This window comes from Oceanobacillus sp. E9 (genome assembly GCF_001741975.1).
GTDB classification, from domain to species: domain Bacteria; phylum Bacillota; class Bacilli; order Bacillales; family Amphibacillaceae; genus Oceanobacillus; species Oceanobacillus kimchii.
The window spans coordinates 515786-537100 of the sequence record NZ_LSNA01000001.1 but is presented as its reverse complement, the minus strand read 5'-3'; the positions used below and the strand labels follow the sequence as shown (position 1 = coordinate 537100).

At 36.0% G+C, this 21315-nt stretch carries 25 protein-coding genes; 24 read left to right on the top strand and 1 reads right to left on the bottom strand.

Annotated elements, in window-relative coordinates:
- The first annotated feature begins 120 nt into the window (after positions 1-120).
- The 17 genes from AQ616_RS02500 to AQ616_RS02430 all read left to right on the top strand — a co-directional run bounded on the left by AQ616_RS02500 (position 121) and on the right by AQ616_RS02430 (position 14864).
- The gene (locus tag AQ616_RS02500; RefSeq protein WP_069684984.1) at positions 121-2718 is read left to right on the top strand and encodes an N-6 DNA methylase; all 2598 of its coding nucleotides are present in this window, start codon (positions 121-123) and stop codon (positions 2716-2718) included.
- A gap of 137 nt (positions 2719-2855) precedes the next feature.
- Complete coding sequence (locus tag AQ616_RS02495) at positions 2856-3218, top strand: hypothetical protein (RefSeq protein WP_069684983.1); 363 nt, start codon at positions 2856-2858, stop codon at positions 3216-3218.
- Between the two features lie 156 nt (positions 3219-3374).
- Positions 3375-3821 carry a RadC family protein gene (gene radC / locus AQ616_RS02490; protein ID WP_069684982.1) on the top strand — a complete coding sequence of 149 codons (447 nt, stop codon included), beginning with the start codon at positions 3375-3377 and terminating at the stop codon, positions 3819-3821.
- Positions 3822-3865: 44 nt separating this feature from the next.
- The gene (locus AQ616_RS02485; protein ID WP_240490459.1) at positions 3866-4141 is read left to right on the top strand and encodes a DUF1643 domain-containing protein; all 276 of its coding nucleotides are present in this window, start codon (positions 3866-3868) and stop codon (positions 4139-4141) included.
- 182 nt (positions 4142-4323) lie between these two features.
- Entirely contained in the window at positions 4324-4608 is a 285-nt protein-coding gene (locus AQ616_RS02480; protein WP_240490458.1) for a hypothetical protein, read from the top strand.
- A gap of 57 nt (positions 4609-4665) precedes the next feature.
- On the top strand, positions 4666-4839 hold the full coding sequence (locus AQ616_RS19515) for a hypothetical protein (RefSeq protein WP_168156624.1): 174 nt from the start codon (positions 4666-4668) through the stop codon (positions 4837-4839).
- A gap of 48 nt (positions 4840-4887) precedes the next feature.
- On the top strand, positions 4888-5646 hold the full coding sequence (locus AQ616_RS02475) for a hypothetical protein (protein ID WP_069684980.1): 759 nt from the start codon (positions 4888-4890) through the stop codon (positions 5644-5646).
- 130 nt (positions 5647-5776) lie between these two features.
- Positions 5777-6250 carry a hypothetical protein gene (locus tag AQ616_RS02470; RefSeq protein ID WP_139136309.1) on the top strand — a complete coding sequence of 158 codons (474 nt, stop codon included), beginning with the start codon at positions 5777-5779 and terminating at the stop codon, positions 6248-6250.
- A 22-nt stretch (positions 6251-6272) separates the two neighbouring features.
- Positions 6273-6920 (top strand): hypothetical protein, encoded by a 648-nt coding sequence (locus tag AQ616_RS02465; RefSeq protein WP_069684978.1) that lies wholly within the window; start codon positions 6273-6275, stop codon positions 6918-6920.
- A 72-nt stretch (positions 6921-6992) separates the two neighbouring features.
- The gene (locus tag AQ616_RS02460) at positions 6993-8672 is read left to right on the top strand and encodes a DNA primase family protein (RefSeq protein WP_069684977.1); all 1680 of its coding nucleotides are present in this window, start codon (positions 6993-6995) and stop codon (positions 8670-8672) included.
- 152 nt (positions 8673-8824) lie between these two features.
- On the top strand, positions 8825-8947 hold the full coding sequence (locus AQ616_RS20025; protein ID WP_254922244.1) for a hypothetical protein: 123 nt from the start codon (positions 8825-8827) through the stop codon (positions 8945-8947).
- Positions 8931-9482, top strand: coding sequence for a recombinase family protein (locus AQ616_RS02455; RefSeq protein WP_069684976.1), 552 nt, complete (start codon positions 8931-8933; stop codon positions 9480-9482). The genes AQ616_RS20025 and AQ616_RS02455 overlap by 17 nt, the downstream gene beginning before the upstream one ends.
- On the top strand, positions 9445-11133 hold the full coding sequence (locus AQ616_RS02450; RefSeq protein ID WP_069684975.1) for a recombinase family protein: 1689 nt from the start codon (positions 9445-9447) through the stop codon (positions 11131-11133). Before AQ616_RS02455 ends, AQ616_RS02450 begins: the two co-directional genes overlap by 38 nt.
- 110 nt (positions 11134-11243) lie before the next feature.
- The gene (locus AQ616_RS02445) at positions 11244-11441 is read left to right on the top strand and encodes a hypothetical protein (protein ID WP_240490457.1); all 198 of its coding nucleotides are present in this window, start codon (positions 11244-11246) and stop codon (positions 11439-11441) included.
- A 312-nt stretch (positions 11442-11753) separates the two neighbouring features.
- Complete coding sequence (locus AQ616_RS02440) at positions 11754-12083, top strand: hypothetical protein (RefSeq protein ID WP_069684973.1); 330 nt, start codon at positions 11754-11756, stop codon at positions 12081-12083.
- Between the two features lie 39 nt (positions 12084-12122).
- Positions 12123-13865 (top strand): DUF6119 family protein, encoded by a 1743-nt coding sequence (locus AQ616_RS02435; protein ID WP_240490456.1) that lies wholly within the window; start codon positions 12123-12125, stop codon positions 13863-13865.
- Positions 13866-13943: 78 nt separating this feature from the next.
- Entirely contained in the window at positions 13944-14864 is a 921-nt protein-coding gene (locus AQ616_RS02430) for a hypothetical protein (RefSeq protein ID WP_069684972.1), read from the top strand.
- 72 nt (positions 14865-14936) lie between these two features.
- Here the strand turns inward: AQ616_RS02430 and AQ616_RS02425 are convergent, their stop codons facing one another.
- Entirely contained in the window at positions 14937-15746 is an 810-nt protein-coding gene (locus AQ616_RS02425) for a hypothetical protein (RefSeq protein WP_069684971.1), read from the bottom strand.
- 154 nt (positions 15747-15900) lie between these two features.
- Here AQ616_RS02425 and AQ616_RS02420 point away from each other — a divergent pair, with 154 nt between their 5' ends.
- The 7 genes from AQ616_RS02420 (at position 15901) to AQ616_RS02390 (ending at position 21305) form a co-directional block, all read left to right on the top strand.
- A complete protein-coding gene (locus AQ616_RS02420; protein ID WP_069684970.1) occupies positions 15901-16407 on the top strand; it encodes a hypothetical protein in 507 nt (168 codons plus the stop codon).
- Between the two features lie 212 nt (positions 16408-16619).
- Positions 16620-17270 (top strand): hypothetical protein, encoded by a 651-nt coding sequence (locus tag AQ616_RS02415; protein ID WP_069684969.1) that lies wholly within the window; start codon positions 16620-16622, stop codon positions 17268-17270.
- 7 nt (positions 17271-17277) lie between these two features.
- Positions 17278-17613, top strand: a complete 336-nt coding sequence (locus tag AQ616_RS02410) for a hypothetical protein (RefSeq protein WP_069684968.1) — start codon at positions 17278-17280, stop codon at positions 17611-17613.
- A 43-nt stretch (positions 17614-17656) separates the two neighbouring features.
- The gene (locus AQ616_RS02405) at positions 17657-18493 is read left to right on the top strand and encodes an alpha/beta hydrolase (protein WP_069684967.1); all 837 of its coding nucleotides are present in this window, start codon (positions 17657-17659) and stop codon (positions 18491-18493) included.
- A gap of 152 nt (positions 18494-18645) precedes the next feature.
- Positions 18646-19014, top strand: a complete 369-nt coding sequence (locus AQ616_RS02400) for a DUF956 family protein (protein WP_017798636.1) — start codon at positions 18646-18648, stop codon at positions 19012-19014.
- Positions 19015-19493: 479 nt separating this feature from the next.
- The gene (locus AQ616_RS02395; protein WP_069684966.1) at positions 19494-20462 is read left to right on the top strand and encodes a mannose/fructose/sorbose PTS transporter subunit IIA; all 969 of its coding nucleotides are present in this window, start codon (positions 19494-19496) and stop codon (positions 20460-20462) included.
- Between the two features lie 36 nt (positions 20463-20498).
- Positions 20499-21305 carry a PTS mannose/fructose/sorbose transporter subunit IIC gene (locus AQ616_RS02390; protein ID WP_017798634.1) on the top strand — a complete coding sequence of 269 codons (807 nt, stop codon included), beginning with the start codon at positions 20499-20501 and terminating at the stop codon, positions 21303-21305.
- Positions 21306-21315 lie beyond the last annotated feature (10 nt).

Genomic DNA, 21315 nt, shown 5'->3' with positions numbered 1-21315 from the left:
AAGACTACTCTCTTTTCGTTTTACGCACGAGTTTGTGCGCTTGACTTATAATTAATATCTGTTACAATAAAATCAATGAATAAAACAAGTGCACGAGTTTGTGCGCATCGGAGGTTTATTATGTCAGAAAGTTTATCTCAAGGTCTACCATCTTTGTTATTAGACCAAACTTGGAATATTAAGCTATACAAATGTAATGATATATCTTTTCAAGATTTGAAGAAAGAAGGCTTTAACTGCACGAACAGTAAGAAGAAACCAGACCAACTCATCGCGCAAGGTCTCGAAGCAAAGAAAGTTATTATTGCCATTGAAGACAAGGTTGACGATGCTCAATTAGAAGAAGCTGTAAATCAAATTAAAGATAATTATTTGAATGCTCTTCCAGAAACAAAGTTTTTTATTGCTCGAGCTGGTAGCAGAATTAAGGTCCTTTATAGATTAAAAGGAGATATGTTAATTGAAATCAATACATTAAATAAAGGATTTCAAGTTACGTGCTTTGGACCTCGTGTGATAACAGGGGAAAATCAACCAGTAATTGAAAACCTCAAATTATTTGCCTCACAAGCACTGAAAAATAATGAACCAGCAAACAATGATTTTGAAATTAACCCACAAGAGGATTACTACAATCCTATAAAAAACAAAAGTAGAATCATAAAAAGCCTCTGGCAAAAAATATTTGTCTGTACTGGAGAACAAGCTCACAAATGTTTAGCTACTTTTGTTGAACTACTAGTATATAAAGGTATTTCCGATGCAGGTTTACTTCCAAGAGATTATAGAATTTCAACATTAGCCCAGGAAGACGTCGAGGATTCATTATGGACATATACAAATTCTATTCGTACACATATCAGTAATAGAATTTTTCCGTGTATGCCTGAAGAACCTGGAATTATTGACCCACAAGGTTTTGCATTTACTGGTCAGGAAACAACTTTTAAATCTGTATTAAACGACCTGGAGACATTAGGAAATATTGCTCACAAAAAATTAGACCCTGACTTTAAAAGAAGAGTTCTAGAAACCTTTCTCGGGTCTTCAAACAGAGAGGGTAAAATAAAAAATGGTCAACATATTACTCCAAGAAATGTAGTACAGACTATTTGGAGAATGGCAAATCCATCAGAGGCATCAAGGATTATAGACCTAGCTTGTGGAGTAGGAGGATTTGTTTTAGAAGGGTTAAACTATCCTTTTAATTTTAACTATAGGAATTACAATGCGCTAGGAATAGATAAATCAAGGGAAATGATTACACTAGCGAAAGCAAACATGGTATTACACTTGTTGGACGTAATTGCAGAAAATCCTACAATGAATCATATAGCTGAAATTAATCGAATAATTAATCGCACCTTTTTGTACACTGATAGAAATGGAACAGGTACGCTCGCAGAAGTGACAAGAACAGCTCAAAATGAGAATGAATTCGTTGTTAACCATCCTGCCGATTATGTCTTCGCAAATGTCCCCTTTTTTAGTAGTGGAGTATCGGAGATTGATAAGAGCTTAGAACAATTGGGAAATTTAAACACTTTCTATTCATCTAGTGGATTGGGCATTGAAAGCCGTTTTATTAAATATATTGTTGAGCAAGTTCAAAATATGGACCCAGGTATGGCTTTTGTCATTGTACCAGAAGGTATATTAAAGAATGTTAACTCTAAGACTAGGGACTTGCTTAAAAATAAAACAGATATGTTAGGAATTGTTGCTTTTCCAAAAGGGATGTTTGAGAACAACAATTGGAAAACGTACATGTTAATCTTCCAAAAAAAGACGGATGTAAACAAATACTCAAAAGTCATGTTATATAATGTTGAAGATATTGGTATATCGTTAGACCAATTTAGAGCTCCTATTGAAAAGGACGATTTGATAACAATGGAAGCAGCTTGGGAACAGAGGCTAGCTGGTGAGAGTGCTGACCCAAAATGTGCATTCGTTTCTAGGACTGAATTTAATGATGCAAATAAGTGGTCTGAATTATTCGATGTATTTGATAATGAAGAGGACGATTCAATATCAGTTAATGAATCTGTAGGTATTTTTGGGACCTTTCAGATTGAACTAGAGAATGAGATTGCAGAAATGAATAAAAATTATACCAACATGTTTAACTATGAACAGAATGTATCTATTCGTTTGTCGGATGCAGATTACTTTATTGTTGGTGCTCCGGCATTCAAGCCAACAATTCGCTATGCAAAATTAAATAAAGGGAAATATCCTTTGTATTCCTCTCAGATTAGTGGACCTGTTGATTTTATGTATTCAGATGAATATCCTCCTATTATGCTAGAAAATGAGGAAAGAGATAAATCGTCAAAAAAACAGATTATCAGCTGGAATATAAAAGGGGATGCAGCGAAAGATGTAAGGGTACATGATGAGCCGTTTTATGGAACTGAAAATAGAGGTCTTATCGAAATAATTAGTCCTTCACAAGTAAATATTGAGTATCTTGAATTGTTTTTGAAAGAGAACTTAGTACGACTGGGTCGTTTTAGTAGAGCAAACGAAGCTCATGTGGGTAAAGTAAGGGATATTACAATAGAGTTCCCAGCTAATGAGAATGGTTTACCTGACTGGGATAAGCAATTAGAAATAGTTGCTGCATATAAAGAAATCCAAAAATTCAAATCGAACATGATTGAGTTAACTCAACGAATGAAGGAAACAGTAGAAAAAATCAATATCTTAAAATAGCATTGGAAACGAGACATAATAATGTCTCGTTTTTTGATGTGAAAATTTAACTTATAAAGATTTATATTTTGAATGTACATTTGCTATAATAAAAACAAGAACAAATGTTCGTGAAAACAATTAGGAGGATGGAGATTATGGACTTTAAAGAGAAGTTAATAATGCCGAACGGTATCTCAAATCTATTAACGACGGAGATGTTACAAGATATTGAAAAGGTTGCATTTAGTAAAGGTAATAAGGAAAAAAGTGTAGAATTAAAGTTTATTATTGTTGATGATTCTATTAATCTAACGTATAAAGAAAAAGTCATTGGTATATACAATGAAAACGGTCAATTAAGCCAGTTATTAACGGAAAACGAATTCATTCTTTTATATATTATAAGAATGAATTTTTATACTGGTCTTACTATGAAGGTAGTGCCAAAACCGTGGGTGATTGGTGAAACTTTAACTAGTTATCTTACTCTTCCAAGAACAATAGAGATTTTTGTTTAATTTACATTAGAAGAATACGGTTCGTGAATGAACCGTAATAAAGTAATCAAATAAATATATATCATATATGTGTAATTAAAAAAGAGGGTGACTCAAAGTCGTTGAAAAATGACAATGAATCACCCTCTTTTTTATAAAAACTTAAGAGGTGGATTTATGAATAGGGCAAAAAGAGTGAACATCGTGTCATTAAAGTTAGTAAAAGAATCTAGTATTCTTTATCAAAAAAGAAGTATCCGCTCACCACAAGATGGTTATGAGTTAATGAAAGAATTCCTAGAAGATAAAGACCGGGAGCATTTTATCGTAGTGGCTTTAGATACAAAGAATCAGCCAACCAATATTAACATTTCAAGTATAGGGACTCTAAACAGCGCTCTAGTCCACCCAAGGGAAATCTTTAAAGCTGCAATAGCTGGAAATGCAAGTTCAATAATGTGTTTCCATAATCATCCCTCTGGTGTAGCCGCACAATCAAAAGAAGATGTTGAAGTAACTAAGAGACTTGTTGAAGCGGGTAAGATATTAGGAATCGAATTATTAGACCATATCATCATAGGAGATGGGGCCTATACTTCATTAAAACAAGAAGGTTATATCTGAAAGGAGTAAAAAAATAGTGAGAACAACAAAAAGCACTTGTCATCATGAAAAGCGCAGGTCAAGCAGATGAAAATGTGCAAGACCAAACAACAATGTACGTCATTAATAACCTTTCAAAATTGGAATACGGTGTTGCAGAAATTGTGAATTTATTCCCATCGATGGATGGTGTTGAAACGAAAGAGTCTAGTGTTGAAAATTTGAAATGTATTCAAGAAGCTATCGCTAGAGTAGATGATGTCATCATTGCGTTTGGCAAAGGAGTAGAGAAGAACAAGAAAGCCGTTGAACGGTTAAATATGATTCTGGCGCTTTGCTAGACAAGAAAGCAAACATTCTTCAACTAGAAGCAAAATTTGGCCGGAAAGGTTTTCATCCTCTCTATCCTGCTCTGAAACACCAGTGGGAATTAGTAGGGTATGAGGATAGTGAGAAGGTATGCTAAAAATTTTATGTATGAAAGGTACGAGCCATGTTTAGTATTGAGCAGTTGAAAATTTTTATGGAAGAGAAGTTCGGTGTAGCAGTTGAATCAGATGAAGTAGGAGAGGAATCGGTACTTCTATATCACGAGGAACTGGACGAGGAACTAATCTCAATAGATGTGAAGCCGATTTTACCGAATCCAGTTTCATTTCAAACGTATATATACAATGAAGAATCAGAGTGGATTATTGGCATTGCTACAGAAGTAGAAACCAATAGTCCACTCTTTCTAGTTTGTCTAAAAGACGGAAAGAGGATTTATGAAGAGGTCTTACTCCGAGAAAAGGATAATGAGAAATGATATACAGCGTATGTTAATGAATTAGAAGAACGTTCCTATCAGCACGTGACCTTTGATATGGCAGACTGGTCTTTTGTCTATTTTACAGCGAAAGATAAAGGGGAAGAAATCGAAATAAAGATTTGTCTTGAAAGCGAAAATATTTATCAACGAAAAATGGAATTTGAAGACTGGTGGTACGTGGATTACTTAGAAGGAGATATTATTCTAAGTGATAATAGTTTAAAATGAAGGGTGAAAAATCGGAAACTTGCTTCCGATTTTTTTTGGAAATGAATAATGAAAGGTATGAATTTTAACATGTCAAAAAAAACCTTTAATATTACAGACCTGACGAAAGAAGTTTACGGCATCTCTGACATTAAGGATTCAAATATTTACGAATCAAAAAGAAAATTGGTAAGTAACCATATAAAGGATGTTCGAACAATGTTAGGTCATTCATCTGAAAAGTTTGAAGCCCCGATAGAGGAGTTAGAGGCTTACGTTGAGTTGATAAAGAATATGTTAGAAACTAATGAAAATGAAGATGCCTTGTCTTTGTTAAGGAAGAAAATTAAAGATAAAAAACCATTAAATAATGAATCAGATGGTAAGGCATTAGATAAGTTAGTGAAAATTGTGGCGGATGCAGAGAAACTAAAGATGACAGAACATGATATAGGTCTATTTGAAAAGTGGTTAAGCGACCAACTGAGCGATGACTACTATGCTTCAAGCGAAAAAAACTTGAATGAATTAATGAGTTTCGTTAAGAACGACTTTTCTCTCTTTGATGACTTGAGCAGCCTAAAATCAAAGTTAGAATTTCAGGAACATTACATGAATGACATAAGAACTGTAAGCGCTATGTATAGACTTCAGGTAGAAGAGCAATTGTTGTTTGAAGAATGCCTTCTTGAAGTAGTGAGTTCTCACCCTCACTTAAATGAAAAGAAGATGTACACTATTGCAGACTTCCTTGAATTTCCTCCCTCTATTCAACAAGAAATACAAGAGCTAATTGAACAAAAACGCCAGAAACCTTCTGAAAGTTAACAATTCAGAAGGTTTCTTGTATGTCAAGGACTTTTTTTGCTCGAATTCCCTCTAAATGGTGTCCGTGCTAATTCAGATTTTCCACATTACAATGAGATTCGTAAACAAAACAACTACGGAGGTAAAGTTTATGATTCGTTACAAAAACAATTTTCAACTTGCAATGAATGCTTTAACAGAGGCACGCAGTGACCACTATGATGGAGTGAATGGTATATATCGATTTTCTGCATACTTGGAAATTGATGATGGCGATTCGGAAGAGAACTATGCGAAGTATCTCGAAAGAGTCAGTGAAATCTTATCAAAATTGAGTGTTCGTCCAAATCGTATATATGTTTGTGATAATAAGTTTGAAATTGATTGGTATCCAAAAGGTTTTCAAATAGTTATGACCCGTGAACAGTATTTACAACTAATGCTTGAATTTGCAGCATTCCTGAATGATACTGAAATCCCTAATTTCTATATTAACGATGGTTCTTTTGGAGATGACCCAGAAGAACCAGTGAGAAGTGTCAATAATACAGTCAATTTCCTTCCGAAATTCAATTCAAGATGTTTTGGTTTGAAGAAAAGTGAAACTGTGGATATTTTTTACTAAATAAGCTTGTGGAGGTAATATTATGGCACTTAAAAAAGTAAGACGTCCAGTATTGAATGGCGAAAAAGAAATTTTGGAGAAGAAGGGGTGGAACAACGTGATGGAAATTAAAAGTGAATTTAAAGATTTAACAAGGGATGTTGAAAAGGGCTGGAATAGCCCAATTGCACCGAGTCAATCGGTGAATAGTGACCATAGTGATTCAGATACACAACATAACTTTTTGAATGAAGATATCAATATCTATGAATCAACCAAGCATGGAAATGATTCCGCATTAAACCGCACTATTTCTTTTTTTGGTGATTATGTGAAAATGCCAAGGAAGGCAAAACTTGAGCCAGATATCTATGAATTTCGTATTGACAACATGACTAGTAAAGAAAATCTAACAGGGAAATTCGGAACATACGACCAGTTATTTATTACATTCTCTGTTCAAAAATTTGGTATGGAAGCCTCCAAGCAAATCACTATTCCATATATTATATCAACAAAAGCTGAGTCCCCATTTATGGTCTTTATTGCTAGCTTTAAATCCATTTTTCAAGGGCAAAACATTACCATTACGCAGTTAGTTGGAATGATTGGAACATGTGAAATTACTCATTTTAAAACAGCTTCAGGTGACGTATATGAGAGATTGCTAGTAAAAAGCGTAAATTCATAATATTAATATGTATTTTTAAGAGTAGGAATAGGCTCATAAAGCCTATTCCCGACCCAGTTAAGGAGAAATGACATGCTAAAAGTAAACAACCTGAATGATTATATTTCAAACTATCAAATTAGCAAAGTAAGGTTGCTAGAATCGACTACAACAACAAGAGCAAGAATACTATCAATAGATATTAAGGAGAATCTAGCTCTAATTGTGACAGCAGTAAAAATGGTCTCTTCTGAAGAAGGTGCTGCCTTCTTCTCAGCATTAATGAATGGTGTACATGAAACAACAAGACAAGTTGCTAATGAAATGTACAATAATGCTGAATTAGTGTCTGAATCCCTTGTTCCGTTAGACCTACTGGAAGAATTAAAACTTATCCTTATGGTTGGAAAAGCAGAGGAACGTGGCTATTTATATGATGAAAAGAAAAATAGCTATACGTTCAATGCTAACGCTTTTGCAAAGCATTTTATAAAAAGATGTCATGTTCGTTCTACAAAGGATGGTCGATTGTTCCTTTACAACAGAAAAGGTGTGTTTGAAGAACTCTCTGAAGTTAGTCTTGGAAAGGTCCTACGAACAATCATGCACGAGGGCAGATGGAACAGTTGGAAAAGCCCTTATGAAGTCGAAGTAGTAAAAGTACTTCAACGTGAAGCTATTACTGTTGAAGAAATGAATACAAATCGCAATTACATTAATGTGAGGAATGGGATGCTCAGCTTGACAACCTTTACACTTTATCCTCACTCACCTGAATTTTTATCAACCGTACAAATTCCGATTGAGTATAACCCTAATGCCACCGCTCCTCATTTCATGAGTTTTATGAAAGATATTACCATTGATGACAGCCAGCTAATTAATGTTCATCAAGAACTAGTAGGGTATTGGCTGACGGTTGAAACGAAAGCTGAAAAGGCAGTTTATTATTATGGTGGTGGAGCTAATGGCAAAAGTGTCATGGCCTCCATAGTTACTGCTCTTGTAGGTGAAGATAATGTTAGTAGTGTTCCTCTCTCGGAATTCAGCCAAACATTTGGTATGGAAAACCTTATTGGAAAATCGCTTAATATTGCAGCTGAGAATGAAATGGGTGGGAAAGCACTCAAAACCGAAAATTTTAAGGCAATTGTTAGTGGAGATAACATCACTATTAACATTAAGTATCGTCCTGCTATTAGTTATCGCCCATACTGCCGATTGGTGTTTTTAGTCAATAATCTTCCCGACTCATCAGACGTAACAGAAGGCTATTTTCGAAAAATTATTATCGTTCCTTTTCCAAGAACCTTTAAAAAAGAAGAACGAAACGTAGAATTGAAAAACGAGCTGCTTAAAGAACTTCCTGGAATTCTTAATTGGGCGATTCAAGGATTGAAGCGACTTAGAAGTAACAACTATCAGTTCAGTGAGTGTAAAGCTATTAAGGAAACCGAAAGTGCTTATCATGATGAGCAAAATCCAGTGAGAGAATTTTTTCATTCCCATGTAGTCCAAGTGGACGGTTCCCGTACTAAGCAGTCTGACTTTTACAATATGTATAGCCAATGGTTAACTGTTCAAGGGATTGACGACAAAGGCACGAAATCTCGTCAAGTATTTTGGCGCTATTTCAAAGTAATTTTAGACAGTGAAAATATCCCGATTGTGAAGAAAAAAGTCAAAGGAACTGTCTACTATGATGGAATAAAGCTGATAGAGTTGGGAGATTTACATTTCCCTACTATAGCTGGCGTTAGTATTCAGTTTTAAGGGGGATAGGGGGTGTGTGAAAATCAAAAATCACACAATACCTAAAGTTAAAAACCAAAATAAAAGAGTTTTGTTTTAGCTAACCACCCCTCCCCCCAGTTCTTTACAAGGAATTGAAATATATATTATTACTTCGATGAGGAGAGCTTATCATGAATGAAAAAGAAGCTTCTATCTATGAATATCAAAATCTGTTAGATATCTTAGCAGAAATGGTCACAGAGTACCTTACTAAACAACCTAAAGGAGAAGAGTCCAATGATAACAAAATATGAAATTGTACAGCAGAATAAAGGCAATCTAGTAATCTACACTAGAAATACATCTTGGACCCAACCCGAGGGGTATCGAGTACACCGAAACATCCAAATTTTAAAAGACAAATGCGAGCGGGCAGGATATCAAATTAGCAGAGTTTACTCAGAGTCAAGCTCGGAATCTCCATACAAAGTAAGACCAGTATTAAAGCAAATGTTGAAAGACGCTGCTAGCGGCTTGTTTGGAGTGGTAGTTGTATGGGATGTATTTACACTATCTCCTGATGGAGAGGAGCTTCAGCAAATAGAAAGAGAGCTTGCTGAATATGGTGTAGAGCTTTGTTCAGCAACAGAGTATTTCGATACTTCTACAGAAAAAGGAGTGAAAGTGTTTGAGTATATGTGCAAACTTCTAAATACTAAACATTTATCCTTATCAGCTATGCAAGGAATTCCATTGTCACAGGTAGCTCGTTGGTTAATAGAAGACGAAAATAAGAAAGGAGGTGAAAACGATGCCAAACCATGCGCGACAGCTAAACGACCAGCTTGACCAACTCAGCCAAATTGGAACACAGAAAAGAGCCGCTATATATGCCCGAGTCTCAACGTTAGAACAGGCAGAAGAAGGATACAGTATTGACGAACAGGTACGAGTGCTAAGAGAAATGTGCGAGCGAGAAGGTTACGTTGTTCATAAGGAATATGTAGACAGAGGTAGAAGTGGGAAAAACATTAAAGGTAGACCTGCTTTACAACAATTACTGCATGATGCTAAAAGTAAAGACTTTGATTTGGTGCTCGTATGGAAGGTGAACCGCTTTTCTCGTAAGACAAAGGATTTGCTTAATATTGTCGAAGAACTTGAAAGTAAGAACATCGTTTTCCGTTCTTACACGGAGAACTACGAGACAGATACAATAGCTGGCAAAATGCAGTTTCGAATGTTGGCAGTTATTGCTGAATTTGAACGAGATAATATCGCTCAAAACGTAAAAATGGGGATGTTGGCACGAGCAAAGGAAGGTTCCTGGAATGGCGGTCAGGTGCTTGGTTATGATGTCGTAAGCGTTCCAGGTGAGAATCGTAAAAGAAAGCTATCTACCCTTGTGATTAATCCAACAGAAGCTCAAACGGTTCGAAAGGTATTTGACCTTTACGTTGAGGGGAATGGCTACAAATCCATCGCAAACAAACTCAACAATGAAGGACACCGGACAAAAAAGAACAAAGACTTCTCCATCAACGGGGTAAAAACGATTCTAAGCAATCCCCTTTATGCAGGATTTATTCGCTACAATGTCCGGAGAGATTGGAACGAGAAGAGAAGAAACAATATTAATCCTCACCCTGTAATTGAAAAGGGGCAGCACGAAGCTATCATTTCAGAAGAAACATGGGAAAAAGCAAAAAATATCATGGCGAGTAGAAGCGGCAAGCCTAATCGAATACATGACGGCGAGTTCCCTCTCACTGGTATCATGAAGTGTCCTGCATGTGGTGCAGGAATGGTGATTGGAAGGACAACAAATACACTCAAAGACGGAACAAAAAAGGTTCTGGAGTATTATGTATGTGGAGCTTGGAAGAATAAAGGTTCAGCAGTTTGTCGCTCGAATGGAGTAAGAACGGATTATGCAGACCCTTATGTACTTGAAAAGCTATCAAACATAGCCACAAGTGATGTGCTTATAGAGCAAATTGTTGAACGTATTAATAACAAGAAAGAACGAGATTCTTCTCCGCTCCAACACGAATATGAGACCTTGAAAAAGGCACTAGAATCCAATCAACAAAAGAAAGAGAAAGTCCTTGGTTTGTACGAAGATGATTTGATTCAAAAAGCAGACCTTGTGCAGCGACTATCCACTTTGAATGAAGAAAAGGAACGACTTGAAGAAAGACTATCTCCAATTGATTTGCAAATGGGGGAAGGTGGTACACAGCTCATAAACTTTTTAATGGTCAAACAGGTCATGCAGAACTTCAAAAGTGCCTATCACGAGTCATTGACCAGAGAGCAGAGGAAAAGGCTGATGCACCTGCTCATCCGTCAAATCACCATCAATGAGAATCGAAAGATTGATACGGTACAAATACAACTCAATAAAGAAGTTGCGAAACACTTCACCTTTAAAGGGGGAGAGGATTCATCTATTACGGATGAGTTCTCTCCCCCTTTTTCTATTTTAATTAACCTATAAAAAGGAGCAAATTACCTATGAGCGTTATTAATGTATTCAGGAATTACATGGAGGAGCATCACCCACATTTAGCACGGAAGGACTGGAAAGCGGATGTTAGAACTCTTTCAGTGGATGACATAAGCAACGAAGAGGTTAAGGCTACTATTCCAGATGAAAACAAACCAGAATTAACATGCTGGGTATTCTTCTACGATGGGGGTGCATCAAACATTGTGTATTTATTACAGGATAAGCATGGTTTGAAGGATATCGGAATTGGTCTGTTGAAAGATGGTGAACTTGTTAAGCCTATTAGCTTCGTGTGAAGAAATTGGCAGCCGAAAAGGTAAGACAATCAATACTCTTAAAAGTCAGAGAGGTTTGCTCTATAAGAGTTTTCGTCTCTTTTTTCGTGTTTTATTTTACGGTAAAGGAGGTGAGTTCATGACACCAATTGACCTTTTTAAAGCAGGTGTGACGTTTGGCGTATCCATCTATGTGTATGTGAAGAAAACAGTAGCCGAAAAATAAAGGGAGGGAATTATAATGCAATACTTTTTAATGGGAACAGTGGTTGGAATTGTAGCTTGTTTATTAGTATCTGAGTTCACGCCAAAAACAAATAGGAGCTATCGATAATGAGAGAAATTCGTTGTCTACTAGACTTCAAGACAATTAAATGTGATTACACCGAGGGCTTTATAGAGTATTTGAAAAACGAATTTTTTAATTTATATGAGTATTTAAATAATGGGGAATCAATTAATAACTTCTCCCTTCCTAACCCCCAGGTTATGGTAATATTAGAGAGTAATAGCGAATTGGAAATAATTAATAATAAAAGTTGGGATATAGAGTTTGTCGAGGAAGAGAAATTACAAAATTCAATTATTCAAAGAATTGGTCTTCGACATGAGCATGAAGTACAGTTGTATTACTATTCGAAGAACATAAATAGAGCATTTTAAGCTATTCGTATCCATAGAAAAGGAGAACTTCTCCCCTTCATGGTTAAACGCCAGAGCTTTGATGCTCATGGAGGGTGGAGGAGAACAATGGAGTTCAGTGTCTATAAGCAATTGGTTACAAAGGAACACTTTATTGCATATTTGAGAGAAAAAGAGATGCATAGAATTGGTGAAAGTAGGACCTATATCAGTAGAATCGTAATAGACGGAGAGGAAAAAATAGAACAAACTGAAATAGATTTTTTCTTTAAGTTAGATTCTGAAGAGACAGTTGAGATTGAGTGGGCTAATTATTGGGGGGATTTCTTCGGAGATGCCTCTAGAAAAACAAAAACTGTAGAGTCTGCTTTTGGAATGATTATTATTGAGATTGACAATAGTATATATGCCATATCTTTAGGAAGAGGTCACAGCTATGCTAATAACTTCGCTGATATGGATTTTGGTTTTGACATCGCAGAAATAATACATGATGAGAATTCAATTGAAGTTAAGTCTGCAAAGTTTTTTAAGCAATCAAAAAATAAGTCACTTACTCAATACAACACGAATTCATATGTCACTTCGGAAATAGGAGAAAGCCACGAATTATTAGTAAGTAAAATTAATATTGCTGAAAAATACTCGAACTTCAATTTGTATTCCTATGAGGATAAGATGAAGTTTGGGTCGGCTGTGAAAATTGAAGTTAGTTCCTATAGTCCTGTTGATATTATTAATATTATACATGAGTTACACTATATTTCATTAAATGAACAGAAATCAGGAACTTTACCTAGGATGAATTTCTTAAGAAATAATGAGGATAATCAGCCAATGATAGCAGACTTAAATAGGAGTCTGTTGAATGCAATTAAAAATAGAGAACCAAGCGTGAGTTTATCGTATTATACGGAAGAAGATGGAGATATATTAATAGAGCCTGCTAATGGTGACCAAGTAGAAATAATTTATGAGAGAAGAAGTTATACACTTGACACTTATACGATTAATTCTATTGGTCAAATATTAAATGAAATAGAATGCACCGATGCTTCAAAAGTTTCCATTAGACCGGTAAATGATAGAAGAAATCAACTTAATCTCCTGAAAGTGCTAGACTACAGCATAGAATACCGTAGGAAAGACTATTGCCTGTATAAAGGGAAGTGGGCAAGTTTTAATAAATCTTACATGGAATTTATTGAAAGGGAAATAGTTAAGGTTAATGAATGTACAAACATTATTAGCGCTTTTAATCTTACGGAGGAAGCCTTAGAAAGAGGGAAGGAAATTCAAGGTTCAAATACTGATGAATATGACCAAGTTAATTATACTGAATATCCTTATAACATCTTTTTAATGGATAAATTCAACTTTTTGTTACTTGATAGAAAGAAAGGACAACATTTTTATAAAAGTGTGGAGTTTGCTGACCTCTTTGACGAAAATGAGCAATCATTAATTCACGTTAAAATAGGCGGGACGCCAGACTTACGTTATTGTATTCAACAGTCTATTCATAGTGCCGAAATATTTAATACACAAAGTGACGCTTTGGAGGTCCACAATATACAAAAGGTTAGGAAAGTAGCAATGCTTTTGGTGTTACAGTCAGAAAATATGTTTTTAGATGATGGAACAATAGATTTTTCTAAAAATAATTCTATATATTTCAAGATAGAAATAATAGAGTGGTTAACAAAAGTAAGAATGCTAGGATATATTCCTGAAATTATAATAGCAAAGGATTTGAGAGGGACTGCATCGAACCCAGTAGAAGAGGCTGTTACTGCCGGATAAAGAGTAAAGCATGTCTTAAAGTAAAAGGCATGCTTTGTATTTTTTAAAGGTCATTAATAAGGAGTAGGAGGGTTTCCAATGTCCCTTAAATACCCAGAAAAGGTTTTTGCACGTATGATTAGAATCGTTAATGGGGAGGAAATATTTTTATTTAGAAAAGATACTCAAATACAATTTGGTAGTTCATCAAAAGTATTGGGTGCTGCAATTATGACTAATCCTGGTTCGTTTAGTTTTAAGAACAGTAAAGAATGGAATGACTTTCAAAAGGGGAATACAGTCTATTCCGTATTTGAAGCCTACGATAGACCGGACCTAACAATGCAAAACTTAATAGAGGTGATTAGAGAGGCTCATAAAAGAGTTGGATTAAATGAACCTAATGGTATTGTTCAAATATATAATCTTTCTAGTATAGTGGAGTCTAATAAGGAAAATGTAGAACATAAACATCAGAAGGCTTTACAACTTTTGGGTAAAAGTAGTTACTATGAAACTCATCTTCTAAAGGAGAAATTTTTAACCAATGAGTATGAATTTGTAAAAGTTTGTAACGAATTTAATTTTGTAATAATGGGGTTTGCAGATAAAGTTTTTGCATCGAAAGTATCTGCATTGATGACATGGAAGGAAAACCCGGCTGTTTGTGAAAAGGTTGTTTATGCTAGGGATAATAACGGAAGGTTATCACACCCTCGGAGATGGCGAACAGAAGGTCATTTAATGGAAATAGCGATTGAAGCGTTAGTTGAAGTATTGAAAAGTAAAGTGAATTTAAAATTTAAAGGATATACATTCCTACGTTGGAATGGGAAGTATGGAAGGGAAGCAAAATTTGTTGTAAAAGATAACGAGCATAATCTACAATCAATATTTATTCCTGGTAGAATACAAGATTTAGTTTGGACAAGTACAGATTTAGCTAATGTGCCGGAATTAAAAGAATGGTCGTCATTTAATAATGAAACTGTTGATAATTTAGATGCTGTAGCTTTTTAAAGAATTCTTTTGTAATTATTCAAAATGACTATAATCAAAAAGGGGGCAGATACCCCCTTCTTTCTTACTTTTTTATAATGAATTTACATATTTGAAAGTTTCAGAAAGTGGAGTAGACATCCATGGATAGTTCTTTAAATCAGTAACATGACTCCTATTTGTGAAAATCTCTTCTGCAACTACATTTGGATGTAAAGCTGAAGTTAAGAAATATATTTGATTTTCTGGTGTAGGGAAAATATCTGAGAAGGATTTAATGTATCGTTCACAGTAATCCTTTAAGATATTTTGATTTGAGTTATTGAGTATGTCCTTATTGCTTATTTTAAACCCTAAGGTAGAACTTACATGAGAGCTATCTAACCCATTAAGGTTTGATATCACTAATAAAAAGATATTCTCTTTTGGAATGCTTAGGGAGGATGCTATTTTAGTTATTTGGAGCATGTCTCTTCTCCAATGGTCAGCTCTATGGAAGCCAAGGTCTGTGTATATCCGTATTAGAGCTTTTGGAGTTTCATTTTTTGAAAGTACTAATACAGCACTTGAATGCTCAGCTATTGTAAAGTCAGGGAGATACTTCTTAAGAAAACTAATTTGCATAGGAATTAAATTTTGAGACACCTTGACTGCGCTTTTCCTTTGAAGTCCTTCATCATATTTACGTTGTGTTTCATCTAAGTAAATGTTTGTTGTTCTAATAAACAATTCTTCTTCAGGAGTCATAGTTGAATGGGTAATAAAATTTTTATCCAAGTTTTCCGGTTTGGCTTTGGAATCCTCGCCGTCTGGGTTAACTACATTGTTTGATGAGTTTAGGCCCTTTGCTATTGTCTCAAGTGCAGTAGCGATGCGGTCAAGCTGATATTCTATTTTTTCCATTTTATAAGCACCTTCCAATCTAATTTAGCAAATATCTTGCTAAATTAAATATACCACAGCTAAACTATATTAGCTATAGCAAAACGTGATAATTCTTTGCTAAATATTATTTGCAAGGAATTAGAAAGAATTTAAATCTGTAGGGAGGATTAATGTGAACTATCATCAGGTTAGTGTCGCAGCTGAGTCATTTACAGCGGCTTTATTTGCGTGGGCAGGGTTTGATATTTCAGTCCAATATGGACCTAATCAACCGGAATACGATTTAGTAGTTGTTAGGGGTCCACAGATGCTAAAAGTATCAGTAAAAGGAAGTCAAGATGGTGGATGGGGATTAACTCAAGGATTCAAAAAGGGGAGAACATATCATGAAGCAGCAGATGTTTGGGTAAACAAGCATACAGCTAATACAATCGTCAGTCTTGTTCAGTTTAAAGATGTCGATATAACTAAGGGAGAGTTACCAAGAGTTTACTTGGCAACACCTAGGGAAATAGGGAATAGACTAAAGGAAAGTCGAGCTAATTTTGGGGAGACAATCTTAAAAGAGAAGCACACTTGGAAAAGTGGAGTTGCTCAGGGACATACGGATAGAATACCTGAAAGTTGGAAATTTAGTAAGGAAAGAATAGTAGAATTATTGAGTACTCAATACATTTAAATTCTTTAAAACCTCATTTAGATACATCACGGTGAACCGTATCACAAGTAAATGAGGTTTTTTGGTAGTTTTATGTTAATTTTTCTTGTGATGCTTGTATACAGCGTTTTTGCAAATATTACATAAATATCAATGAGTTTAGTGATAAAATAACAATTGGTTGTAACTTTAGTGATGACCTTTTCGATTAAATATTTTAGGGGGTGAAGAAAATGAGGTTTTTTGTTAATAAATTATTATTAATTGGATTGTTAGGGTTAATGCTAGTTGGTTGTTCTGCAGCAACCAATACTGAAGAAAGCTCAGAGGATACAATAGAAGAGACCGTAGTAGAAACTGTAGAAGCAATTGAAGAACCTGAAGAAAGAAGTATTGTAGCCGACGAAATTACAACAACCTTCTATCCAGAAGTAAATAGATTAAGAAATCTTACCGAAGAAGACCTTGAGTGGTACGATATAATAATGACAAGATTAAATGCTATAGATGATTTCTCAGGTGATCGGGAGACTGTATACGAGATAGCTGAAGAATACGGAGAAGATCCTGAAGAGCTGTGGTTTAATTGGTTAGAGATTGTTGACGCAAAATGGTACGGTGATAATGGAAATTATGCTATTTTGCCAGAGGCTAATCATAAATTAACTAGTGAAATTCTTGAAAAAAACATCGTAGGAGAAAATATAGAACATATTAGCGGTGGGTCTGAATTGAACGAGGAAAATTTAACTACCTCTGTATATCAGAAGCTACATGTAGATGGAGAACCTTACGAAATTGCTTACATAATTGAACACAGAGATGATTTTAATATTGCTGAAATAATTGAGTTCAGTATTAACGGAGAAAAGATAGATTTTTAAATATAATATGTTTAGTTACGTTCCTTTTGAAACTGAAGATTATTCATCTACAAAGGAAATTGTTCATGATTGGCTTTGGGGTTTGAGCGAATCCAAATATCAGGCTTATGTCCATGAGCCGAAAATGTTCAAGCTTTATACCACCTACATCGATCGAAATCCAGTTGTTTGGACCCGACACATTGAGGATTTAGTGAAAAGCTTAAAAGAAGCAAGTGGAATTGAAGATGAAGAACAATTATATGCTATTCTATTGGCATTCTCCTGGTTTTCCTCGCCAGCGTATGCAGAAAATGGTTCCTCATTGATATTAAACGTGAATTTGAAGGAGTCTGGAAACTGATCGAATCAGGGTTAGAGTAAAAATGAAAAGGGGAAAATCATGTATGATAGAAACTACTGATATGCCTTGGAAAGAAGTTTTGAACGACGACAAGATGCATTCCATTTCTGGTGATGTTCGGGTAATTAATGCGTTCCCAATTCCACAGCTTAACACGGAGCGAAGAGTATGGATTTACTTGCCAAGAAGCTATAACGAAGACATTCGCAGGTACCCTGTTTTATATATGCATGATGGGCAAAATGTATTTAATCAAGCGACATCTTGGGGGACGGAGTGGGGTGTCGACGAAACGTTGGAGCAACTGACGAAAGATGAACCTGCACTTGAGACTATCGTAGTTGCTATTGATCATGGGGGCGGCCAGCGCAACAATGAATATAATTTCACGATTAATCCGGAATATGGTTTTGGGGGCAAAGGAGAGGCTTATGCTACGTTTCTTGCGGAAACTCTCAAGCCCTATATCGATCGTCACTATCGCACTCTTTCCACACCGGAACATACAATGATTGGTGGCAGCTCTTTTGGTGCATACATATCGCTTTACACTGCCATCTGTTATCCTGAGCAGTTCAACCGAGTGGGTGGCTTTTCTTTCGTGATGTGGCAGGATAGCTGTGCAATTATCCATTTGATTGAACAGTCGGAGGTTTCTCCTACACTGCGAATCTACTTGAGCATCGGAGAACAGGAGACGGATAATCCAGAATTTAACCGAATTGTTTGTGAGCATGTCACGTTTGCTCGTCAGACGCTGATTACAGCAGGTGTAGCGCAAAGCAGAATTCGATTTGACGTCATTCCAGATGGAACACACCATGAATCTACGTGGGGTCCGCTGTTTTCAGAAGCACATCGATGGCTGATGCAACCATGATAGAGTGATTTAAATTATGACTGTCAGCGAGAAGCTGTCTACTCCATTCTCCTGCGAAAACTGCATCAAATTTCCCAAAGTATTTTTGCTAATAGTGCTACAATGTGTATAATAATGAGTAAGTGAATAGGGAAAGAAATGGGGTATATCAAATGGTTCAATCCATTAATACAAAGGTCGACTTAGTTATTGATGCGACCTCACATATAAATTTGACAGACTATGGAAAGATCATGATTGGAGATAAAGGATTTGAGTTCTACAATAAACGTGATGCGCGTAAATTTATTCAAATTCCTTGGGAAGAAGTAGATTATGTGATTGCTTCCGTTCTATTCAAAGGGAAATGGATCCCGCGTTACGCTATCCAAACGAAGCGAAATGGAACCTATACATTTTCTTCAAAAGATCCAAAAAAAGTATTACGGGCTACTCGTGAATATGTTGAACCGAATCGTATGGTTCAGTCTTTAGGATTCTTTGATGTGATCAAACGCAATTTTAAGCGTAAAAAGAAATAGAATTGAATATCTATAAACAGCTCATTTGGCTTAAAAAGTAGATTGGTAAAGTATGATAGAATCCTTATAAAGTTGCTTCTGTTTGAGAAAATAGAATTAGACCCTTGTAATGTATAGGTCGATTCTCGTGAAATATTTTCTTGTAGTGGGAAAATGGCTATGATATAATTCACCTAAGGAAATCTTTAAAGTTTTTAAATGATTATTTTTAGCGGTAAAATTAAAACGGTTTCAAATAAAAATTAAATAGCTATCTTTATTATTTTACGTGTTACTGATTCGATCAGGCATGAGTAAAAAGTATAGATTAACACGAAGGTCAGGTTCTTTTTATTTCTCCTACCTTTATTTAATCGTCTTTTTACTCATGCCTTTTTTATTCCAATCAGAAGTGTAACCGCTCTAGATAAGCGAATAAAACATACTTTAGGGATGCCATATTTATGTAAGCTTTCACAATAAGAATAGGAGGTAAAAAGATGGTAGGAATTATCATTGCTACTCATGGTGAATTCGCAGAGGGTATCTTGCAATCTGGAGAAATGATCTTCGGAAAACAAGAAAATGTAAAAGCAGTTACATTGATGCCGAGCGAGGGACCTGATGATGTAAGGGCAAAAATGGAAAAAGCAATCGCCTCTTTCGAAAATCAAGACGAAGTATTATTCTTAGTCGATCTTTGGGGTGGAACTCCTTTCAACCAAGCAAGTGGCTTGATGGAAGCGCACCAAGATAAATGGGCAATCGTTGCTGGATTAAACTTAGCAATGTTGATTGAAGCTTTTGCAACACGCTTTTCCAAGGAATCAGCCCAAGAAATTGCTGTACATATTTTAGGAACAGCAAAAGAAGCGGTTAAGGTAAAACCAGAAGAATTAGAACCAGCAGAAGCTACTGCAGATACTGCGCAGCAAGTGAATACAGGTGCTCCTGGTACATTTGATTATGTATTAGCACGTATCGATTCTCGTTTGTTGCACGGGCAAGTGGCAACTGCTTGGACAAAGAATACGTTGCCTACACGTATCATCGTTGTATCAGATGAAGTAGCGAAGGATGAGCTACGTAAGAAATTAATCCAGCAAGCTGCTCCGTCAGGGGTAAAGGCACACGTTGTTCCGATTAATAAAATGATTGAGCTTGCCAAAGATGATAAACATTTTGGAGGTCAGCGAGCGTTACTCCTATTCGAAAACCCGCATGATGTACTTCGAGCGGTAGAAGGCGGTGTTCCATTAGAAACTATCAATGTTGGTTCGATGGCACACTCACCTGGTAAAGTGCAGCCGAATAAAGTTTTGGCCTTTAGCCAAGCGGATCTCGATGCATTTAAAAAACTAAAAGAAGCTGGATTGACATTCGACGTGCGTAAAGTACCGAACGATTCCAGAGGAAACATGGATGAGATTATGAGAAGGGCTCAGGCAGAGCTGGACAAACAAAGATAATCCTAATCATCAGTAAAAAAAGGAGGATTAATGATTATGGAATTGACTATTATTCAAATAATATTAATTATTATAGTAGCATTTTTAGCTGGTGTAGAAGGAATCTTGGATGAATTCCACTTCCATCAGCCTATTATTGCCTGTACGTTAATCGGATTAGTTACAGGAGAAGTAGTACCATGTCTTATCTTAGGTGGTACCCTACAATTAATCGCGTTAGGTTGGGCAAACATTGGAGCTGCTGTAGCACCAGATGCTGCACTGGCATCCATTGCATCGGCAATTATTCTTGTATTAGGTGGCCAGGGAGAAGCAGGTGTATCTTCAGCAATCGCGATTGCAGTACCACTTGCAGTTGCAGGTCTATTATTAACTATTATCGTTCGAACGATTGCGACTGGTTTGGTGCACTTAATGGATGCGGCAGCCAGAGAAGGAAACATTAGAAGAATTGATTTTTGGCATATTGTCGCTATTTGTTTACAAGGGTTACGTATCGCAATCCCAGCTGCATTAATTTTGGCAATTGGTGCAGGTCCAGTTAGAGAGCTACTTCAATCTATGCCTTCTTGGTTAACAGATGGTCTAGCAGTCGGCGGTGGAATGGTAGTAGCTGTTGGTTATGCAATGGTTATTAACATGATGGCGACAAAAGAAGTATGGCCGTTCTTTGCGATCGGTTTCGTATTAGCAACTATCCCATCCATCACTCTAATGGGTCTTGGTGGTATCGGTGTAGCTCTTGCATTAATTTACTTAGCACTTACAAAACAAGGCGGTTCAGGTAATGGTGGCAACGGAAACACTGGGGATCCGCTAGGTGAAATTATAGATAACTACTAAAAAGGAGGGA